Below are 8,587 nucleotides of genomic sequence, written 5' to 3'. Positions count from 1 at the left end.
GACCGGGGGCCGTCGCGCGGCCGGCGGCGGCCTTCTTCAGGTCGACGACCGCTTCCGCCGCTTGCTGGGGACTGAAGAACGCGGGGCGCAGCATCGCCCGGATGTCGTCACCGGTGAGTTTCCGGCCGTGGTCGTCGACGGGCCTGCGGTCGGCCCGGGCGATCAGGCTCCAGAACGTCTTCTTCACCTCGGCCGGGGTGTCGCCGAGCCGGTAGGTGCGGTGCCGCTGGGCGGTCCACTTCGTCCAGCGGGTGAAAGCGGGCTCGGTGCCCTCCGCCCAGACCTGGATCATGCCGCGCCAGACCCGGGCGGGGTCGACCGCGCTGTCCAGTACGAAGCGGTCGGTCCGCCCGGGGAACATCTGCGCGTACACGGCGCCGAGGTACGTGCCGTACGAGTAGCCGAGGTAGGAGATCTTCTTCTCGGCCAGCACGGCGCGGATGACGTCCATGTCGCGGGCGGTGTTGCGAGTGGTGATGTACGGGAGCTTGTCGCCGTTCCTGGCACGGCACTTGTCCGCGACCCGCTTGGCCCACTTGACGTCACGGCTGAACGTCGCGGCCTTGTAGGGGTGGTCGGTGTTCTGTTCGGCGTACGTGAGACCGCAGGTGACCGGGCTGCTGCGGCCCACGCCACGGGGGTCGAACCCGATGAGGTCGTACTGCTCGCGGACCTTCTTGGGCAGCATGTCCTTGATCATGACCGGCATGTCCAGGCCCTCGCCGCCCGGGCCGCCGGGGTTGAACAGGAGCACGCCGTGCCGCTTGCCCGGAACGCTGGTCCTGACGCGGGAGATGGCCAGCTTGATGGTCTTGCCGTCGGGCCGGCCGTAGTCGAGCGGAACCTTGATCGTGGCGCACTGGAACGCCGCCGGCATCGTCGCGTCGCATCTGTGCCACGCGGGCTTCTGGTTCGTGAACCTCTGCAGCGGCTCCGCCGCCGATGCCTGTGCCGGGGCGAGGGCGGGAACCAGTGTCGCCGTGATCCCCACGGCGAGCACGGGTGCCATACGTCCTATCCGCACGATGGCCGTTCCTTTCGGTCGTCTGTCAGGTCGGGAACACACTTCCGTGCCGGCGCGGGTGGGCGAATCCGTCTGCGGGGCAGACTTCCTACAACCACCGGTGGACGAGAAAAAGACCTGCGGAGGAGAACCCGAACGGGCCGATCACCGTCCGCGGTGACATTCCGTCAGGCCGCTTGCGCAGGAGTGCCGTTCATCGGGGCGTCCCGGGCCGGTTCTCACGCGGTCGCGGCGCTGTCGGCGCGCAGGGCGAGCACGAGACCGTAGTGCAGCTGCCCGAGGGCCGGTTCGTCCGACCGGAACAGGGGGAGGGCCAGCTTCCAGTAGCGCGACATCACGGGCCCGTCCTCGCGGGCGAGCAGTTCCACGAGCCGCCGCCGGAAGTCCGGGCTGTCCCGGGTGCCGAGCGCCGTGGCATAGGCGGTGACGAAGCAGTCGAGGGCTCCCCCGCCCTCGGGCGGTCGCCCGCCGCGTGTCTCGGCGCCCGCCAGACCGTACGCCTCCTCCAGTCCCTCGTACAGCACGGTCGGCCGGTACGTCTCCCCGGGCAGCGGCGGCCCGGGGCGCAGGGCCGGAACGCGGTCCAGCCGCGGATCGCGGACGAGTGCGTGCAGCCGGGCGAAGGCGAGGACCTGCTCCGGCCCGGGGTCGGCAGGCAGCGGCGGCACCACCGCGTCGAGCACCCGGGACGCCAGCCGCGGCGGCAGCCGGACCGGCAGCACCCGGCGCCAGAACCGTACGACGGCGTCCGTGCCGGGAGGCAGGCCCACCGCTCCGAGCAACAGCAGCCGCTCCGCGCGCTCTTCGGGCGGGGACTGCGCGAGCAGCCGCAGCGACGCCTCCCGCCAGCGCAGCCCGGCCAGCTCCTCTTCGACCTCCCGGAGGCGTCCGGCGAGCACGTGCTCCAGCGCCTCGTCCCGGTCCAGCGCGCGCTCGACCTCGGGCACGGCCAGGTCGAGCGCGCGCAACGACCGGATGACCCGGATCCGGTCGAGCGCCTCGGGCCCGTACCGCCGGTGCCCTCCGCCGCTGCGGCCGGCCTCCGGCAGCAGCCCCCGGTCCGAGTAGAAGCGCACGGTCTTGACGGTGACCTGGGCCCGCTCGGCGAGTTCTCCGATGCTCCACAGCCCGTCCGCCTGCACGCCGCGTACCTCCCCCGTGTCCCGACGCCCGTACGCCCGTACGCCCGTACGCCCAGCTTATCGGGGGGTCGGAGCCGCTCCGCGCGACGCTTGACGCCACCCCTGGGGGAGTTCCTGCCCTGCCGGCCGGCCGATCCCGGCACCGGGGCTCGGCGCCATCGCGTCAGGCCCGGGTGGGGCCTTCGAGGGCGCGTACCAGGTCGGTCTGGTGGTGGACCGTGCCGGCGCGCACCACCAGCGGGGTGCGCACGAGGTGACCGAAGTCGGTGAAGGGGTCGCCGTCCACGACGGTGAGGTCGGCGAACTTCCCTGGCTGGACGGTGCCGAGCTCGCGCTCCAGACCGAAGAGCCGGGCGGGGGCGGCCGTGGCGCACAGGAGCGCCTGGGCGGGTGTGAAGCCGTGGGCGTGCAGCGCGCGCAGGGCCAGGTGGAGGGAGAGGCCCGGCGGGACCAGGGGGGCGTCGGTGCCCAGGGCGAGCAGGGCGCCATGGGCGGCGAGGCGGCGGTAGTCGGTCATCTCCACGGCGAGCACCTGTCGTTGGCGGTCGGTGGGCGGGGTCCGGGCGCCCGCGCGCACGGCGGCCGTGTCCCAGGGAGGCATGAGGGTGAGCACGCGCGGGTCGTCGGCGAGGGCGGGATCGGCGCCGAGCAGGAACTGCGCGCTGAACGGGGTCATGATCATGGCGAAGTCACCGTCGGCGTACTGCTCGACGAGGTCCTGGTGGACGTGGCCGGCGGGTGTGGTGGCGTGCCCGTAGGGCAGCCGCTGGGTCGCCTGGAGGTGCGTGGTGAGGTCCTGGCCGGCGGCCCGGCCCGGCGCGCACAGGTGGCTGCCGCTGGGGACTCCGAGCAGCCGGGCGGCTTCGGCTGCCTGTGCCATGACCTCGCCGGAGGCACGGACGTAGGTCTTCACGAAGTCGACCCTGAGGGCGGCGGCCCGCTCCAGGGTGCGCCGTACGCCGGCGGTGGTGCGGTGGGCGCGGCCCATGGCGTACGCCGTGCGGGTGCCGTCGATCAGTTCGGCGCAGGCCAGCAGGCGTGGGCCGATGCTGTGCCCGGAGGCGAGGGACTCGCGCAGCCGGACCGCCTCGTACAGGGACGCGCCCAGGCAGGCTGTCGTGGTGATGCCGTAGGCGAGCGCGGTGAGGCTGTGCCGGGCGCCGTAGGTGGCGCTGTAGGGGTGGGTGTGGGCGTCGAAGAGGCCGGGGAGGACCGTCCGGTGGGACGCGTCGACCGTGCGGTGGCCGGGCCGGCGCGGACGGTGGGGTTCTACGGCGGTGATCCGGCGGCCGTCGATGAGGATGTCGACGTCCTGGCGTGGGCCGGTGCCGGTGGCGTCCCACAACTGTCCGGCGTGGACGCGGAGTCGCTCGCGGGTGCGGGCCGGCCGGTGGGTGATCGGCACCGCCTGGGTGCGGGGGCGGGCCGGGGTGGCGGTGAGGTCGAGGAGCCGGAGCCGTCCTGAGGACAGGTACAGCAGGGTGTCCGTCTCGCGTGCCCAGCTGGGGTGGTCGGCCGGTTCGCCGGTGACCCGGCGGGCGGGCCCGGCCGGGGTGCCGTCGCCGGTGACGGGCAGCAGCCACAGCACCGACTCGGCGACCAGCGCCATCCGGCGGCCGTCGGGCGACCACACGGGCCCCGCCGCGGCGCGGTCGGACAGGGACTGGTGAGCGGCCGGCAGATGGCGTTTCTCGGTACCGGTACGGGTGTCGAGGACGCGGATGAGGTTGTAGCCCTCGCGGAAGCGGCGGTTGAGCCGGTTGCGGTCGCAGAAGGCCAGGTACCGGCCGTCGGGTGACCAGGTCGGGGCGCCGGGCGGTCCGTCGGTGGCCAGCGGCCGGGCCAGCACCCGCTCCTCGCCCGTGGCCAGGTCACGCACCAGCACGTTGCCGGTGAGGTCCTGGCAGGCGAGGCGGGAGCCGTCGGGGGACGGTGCCGGGTGCAGCCGGCCGGGTCCGGTGACCGGCTCGTCGTGACCGCTGTCCAGGTGGAGCCGGCGGACAGCCGTCAGACCGTCCCGGTCGGTGCAGTACAGCAGGCTCCGTCCGTCCGGCGCCCAGGCGGGCATCTGCACGTGCCGGACGGCGTCGGCCTGCACCAGCTTGCGGGGCGTACCGCCGACGGGCAGCAGCCACAGGGCGTTCAGCGCCACGAAGGCCACGCTGCCGCCGTCCGGGGACAGCGCCGGCAGGTGGAGGCCGCGCACGGGTCCGGCGGTCTCCGGCGCGGCGGATCCGCGGCGCCGCCGACGTCGCGGGACCGGCATCCGGGCGGTGAACGGGATGTCCCGCACCGCGCCGGTGGCACCGAGGGTGCGGACGCGGATGCGGCCGTCGGCCAAGTAGAGGAGCCGGTCGTCCCCGAGCCAGCACGGCGGTGCCGCCGCCAGGTCCTCGTCCTCCGTCACGACCCGGCCGTCGACCAGGAGGGCCGTGCGCGCGGCCGGCAGGGACGGGGAGGCCGCGGTGCCCGACAGGTGCAGACAGGCCACCCGGCCCGAGGGGGACACGGCCGGGCCCAGCAGCCGGCCCTCCGGGACCGTCCGGATCACCTGCTCGGGGCCGCCCCCGGTGGGCACGCGGACCAGGGTGGTGCCCCCGTCGGTGCCGTCGGCCGTGTGGGCGGCACGGGCACACACCACCGACCGCCCGTCCGGCCACCACACCGGATCGAAGTCCTCGTGGGGTCCGGCCGTCAGCCGGGTGGGACGGCCGCCGTCCGCGTCGGCGGTCCACAGCCCGAACGGCGCCCCGGACACCGCGTCGCCCCCGCGCTCGGAGGAGAACACCAGGCGGGAGCCGTCGGGTGACCAGGCCACCTCCCGGTCGTCCCAGGGCCCGTCGGTGATCCTGCGCAGCCCGCCGCCGTCGGTCCGCAGCGTCCACAGACGGAATCCGCCGCCCCGGTAGCCGGCCACCGCCAGCCGCCGGCCGTCGGGCGAGAGTGCCGGACGGGTCGCCTCCAGTTCCCAGTCCGTGATGCGTACCGCCGCCCCGCCGCCCGGCGGCACGCGCCACAGGACACCCTGCACCTCGGCGATCAGCACGCTCCCGTCCCGGGAGGAGGTCACCGATCCGCCGGTCGACTCCCGGTAGGACAGGGCCCGCCGGCCTGCGACGGAGGCGGAGGCGGAGGCGGCGGCGGCGGCCGGGGGCACCGCGGAGGAGGTGGCCGCCAGACCGGCCGCGGACGCCCGCAGGAGGCCGCGGCGGCTGATCCGGCCCTGGTCCGTCGTCATCGCTTCTCCTCACCAGGCCGGCCGACGGAAGGCGCGGCTCGCCACCGTGGGCGGCGGCCGGCGGCTCCATGCTGGCGGGCACCGGAACGGAAACCCCGGACGACGCGCCTGGGGCACGCTCGCGGCCGGGCCGGCCGGAGTCCGCCGCGCGCGTTCGGCTCAGCGCAGTCCGAGGCAGGGCAGCCAGGCACGTGAGGCGCCGTGGGCCGCGGTGAGCAGGGCGCAGAGCGTTCCCGCCGCTCCCCCGAGCAGGCCCATGTGCCGCGCGCCGAGGGCCTCCACCGCGGGCAGACGGTCCGTGAGGTGGGCCAGCAGGCGTGCCTTGAGCACGGCAGCGGCGGGCAGTCCGGCGTGCCGCTCGAAGGCGTCGGCGACCGCCAGCACGCCCGCGGCTCCGTGGCACAGGGCCAGGACGTCGGCCGGGCGGTCACCGAAGAGGTGGAAGCGCTCGTCGTACCCTTCGGCGAGCGTGGTGAACGCCGTCGCGGCCCAGGCCGCCGCCTCCCGGTCGCCCACCGCGTCCGCCGCGTCCCACAGCGCCCAGGACACCCCGGGGTTGCCGTAGCACCATGCCTGGCGGGCGCGCGGTCCGCCGGGCGGCGGCCCGTCGAGGCCCGCGCCGTCCCAGGTGCGCACGGAGCGGGCGTCCTCGAAGGACTGGCGTGTCAGCCAGCGTGTCGCGTGCTCCAGCGCGCGGGTCAGGTCCTCGCGCGGCCCGAGGTGGCGGACCGCCGCCGTGAGCGCGGCGGTCACGCCGGCGACGCCGTGCCCCATGCCGGTGTTGACGCGCCCGTCGAGCCAGTCCAGCTGCGGGTGCCCGGCATAGCCCGACGTGCGCAGCCCCGTCAGGTCGTCCGTGTCGCACAACGTGGCGAGGCGGGTGGCGAGGGGGCCGAGTTCGGACGCCGTCGGGTGGGCGCCCGCGCACAGGGCGAGCAGCGTCCCGGAGGGTCCGACGATCAGGTCGTAGTCGGGGAAGGTGAGCCCTTCGCGTCGCCGGCCGGGGGTGGTGCGCACGAGGTGGTCGCGCAGCCGGTCGGCCACGGGGCCCAGTCGTGGGTGCACGCGGGCGCCGAGCCGCAGTCCCACGAGGGTTCCGGCGAGGCCGCCGTCGTACAGGCCGGGATGCCCCCTCCCCCGGCCGGCGGTGCGGGCCCACACGGTCACGGCACGGGCGGCGGCTCGGGGTGCTCCGGTGCCGTGGAGCAGCGCGGCGAGGACGGGGACGCCCGGATCGGACGGGTGTCCGGCGGACGGTGTGTCCCGCGCCGGCCGGGCGGACCAGGCGTCGAGGAGCCCGACCGCGAGGTCGCCGACGGCGCTGCCGGTGGTTCCCGGGTTGTCGGTGCGCTGCTGCACGATCCCTCCTCGCAGGGGACTTGGCCGGCGCCCCGACCGGGTGTGAGCGGGTCCGGGCGGGGCGCCGTGGTGGGTCCTCGGGCCGCCGGGGTGCCGGCGCGACGGCGGCCCGAGGGTGACGGTCACCTGTGACGGTCTGTCAGCAGACGATGACGGTGCAGACCAGGATCGTGCAGACGCCGCTGCAGTGCGCGGTGTCCGCCTCGGCCGTCGGCAGGGTGCTCTCGCTGATGCGAGCGTCCAGGTCGCCGATCAGAGCGTCCAGGTCGTCGAGTTCCATGATGTCGGGCATGGTCGTCCTCCTTCAGGTGCGGTGATGGTTGGGGTTCGCCCCGGAGTGCCGCCCACTGGGGGCGAGCGTCCCGGGGACGTCGGGTGCGCCGGGCAGGGCGGCGGCGGTGAGCGACGCGAGTTCCCCGGCGGCTCGGTCGTGCGGAAGTCGGAGCAGCAGTTGGGCGGCGACGCCGGCACCGCCGTGCAGGGGGTCGTGGAGGAGCAGACCGCCGGGCGCCGGAAACATCTCCTCGACCAGGAGGTCCGCGGCGGGCTGCTGTGCGCGGATCCGGTCCAGCAGGGGTACGGCGGTCAGCGCCTCGAGGTCCACGGGCACCGGTCGCGCCTCGGTGCCGGCCCGCACGAACGCGAAGCGGGGCAGCCCGGCCGAGCGCCGCAGGCCGGCGAGGACCCGCACCTTGGCCGGTTCGCCGTCGCCCGGCCGCCACAGTCGCTCCTGCGGCACGCGCCAGGCCGCGGGGCTGACGACCAGCAGGCCGCCGACGGTGAGCCGGGGCAGCCGGTGCACGCCGGGGAACGCCTCGGCCAGGCCGTCCAGCCGGATGACGCGCGAGGCCGCGGGGTGGCCGGCGGCCAGCAACAGGCGGACCAGGACGTCGTACGGTGGCATGGGCGAGCGGGTGGCGTGGTGGACGGGCAGCAGCCGGCAGCCGTCGGCCTCGGCGACGACCCGGCCGCCGGCCCGCCGGAGGGTGATGCGTTCCAGCGGCAGGTGCCGGGCGGCCAGGCCCGCCGCCCCCTGGTACGGCGTGGCGTCGGGGTCCCCGGTCCACCAGCCGGTGACCACGGGCCGCCGTACGGCGTTGGCGGCGCGCTCGGCCAGCGGTGGCACGAGCAGTTCGACGAACCTCGCTCTGGTCAGCCGCTCCACGGAGGCGAGGAAGGCGCGGTAGCCCCGGAGGTTGGCGTACGCGCCGTACAGGGTGTGGAGGGCGTCGGCGAACCGGGCGTCCAGTACGCCGGCCGGGGAGGCGGTCTCCAGCACCGCGACCGGTCCCTTGCCCGCCAGCGGGCGTAACAGGCAGTCCAGCGGCCAGGGCGGCAGGGCCGTCGCAGCCGGTGGCGCGCCGAGTGCGTCCAGCAGGGCGTCGTCCAGGTCCACCTGCTCGGCGCCGGTGTGCGCGGACAGCCGCGCCAGCAGCCGGGCGTAGCCGGAGCCCGAGGTGAGGGCGGGGTGCCAGCCGGTGTACCGGCGCGGCGGCTGCGGCGGAGCGGGGTCCTCGGAAAGATGACGTGCCATCACATCACCCAGTGGACACGGACGTTCGCCGAGGAGCTCCAGCTCCGGGGGCAGCCGGTGCGACCCTGGCGCCGCGAGGCGGTCGGCCTCGCGCAGCCATGCCACGCGGGCGGCGATCCCGAGGCCCCGCTGCACCAGACGGACGGCTGACCCGGGGACGGCGCCGGTGACGGTGCGGTAGGAGTCGGTGAACCAGGCGCGGCTGCCCTCGGGGTGGGGCGGGCCACCGGTGGTGCGCGGCAGAGGTGGTGCGGCGGGGGCGGTGGTACCGGTGTCGGTGGGGGGAGCGG

Annotated in this window: 6 protein-coding genes; all 6 read right to left on the bottom strand. The window is 75.6% G+C overall.

The features are described from left to right. Positions 1 to 1,009, bottom strand: a 1,009-nt coding sequence (locus GT045_RS32465; RefSeq protein ID WP_161296487.1) for an alpha/beta fold hydrolase, incomplete at its 3' end; no start/stop codon positions are given. Positions 1,010 to 1,242: 233 nt separating this feature from the next. After that, positions 1,243 to 2,166: a MerR family transcriptional regulator gene (locus GT045_RS32460; protein WP_161336378.1), complete on the bottom strand. Its 924-nt coding sequence runs from the start codon at positions 2,164 to 2,166 to the stop codon at positions 1,243 to 1,245. Between the two features lie 163 nt (positions 2,167 to 2,329). Next, positions 2,330 to 5,404, bottom strand: coding sequence for an amidohydrolase family protein (locus GT045_RS32455; RefSeq protein ID WP_161336377.1), 3,075 nt, complete (start codon positions 5,402 to 5,404; stop codon positions 2,330 to 2,332). Between the two features lie 159 nt (positions 5,405 to 5,563). After that, positions 5,564 to 6,763, bottom strand: a complete 1,200-nt coding sequence (locus tag GT045_RS40170) for a lanthionine synthetase LanC family protein (protein ID WP_345942822.1) — start codon at positions 6,761 to 6,763, stop codon at positions 5,564 to 5,566. 139 nt (positions 6,764 to 6,902) lie between these two features. Further along, on the bottom strand, positions 6,903 to 7,055 hold the full coding sequence (locus GT045_RS39205; protein ID WP_202516319.1) for a hypothetical protein: 153 nt from the start codon (positions 7,053 to 7,055) through the stop codon (positions 6,903 to 6,905). A 12-nt stretch (positions 7,056 to 7,067) separates the two neighbouring features. Further along, positions 7,068 to 8,587 (bottom strand): lantibiotic dehydratase (locus tag GT045_RS32445; RefSeq protein WP_202529225.1); only part of this gene is annotated, 1,520 nt, incomplete at its 5' end.

This window comes from Streptomyces sp. SID486 (assembly GCF_009865385.1).
Taxonomy (GTDB): domain Bacteria; phylum Actinomycetota; class Actinomycetes; order Streptomycetales; family Streptomycetaceae; genus Streptomyces.
The sequence above is the reverse complement of the archived record's forward strand: the minus strand, read 5'-3'. Positions and strand labels throughout refer to the sequence as shown.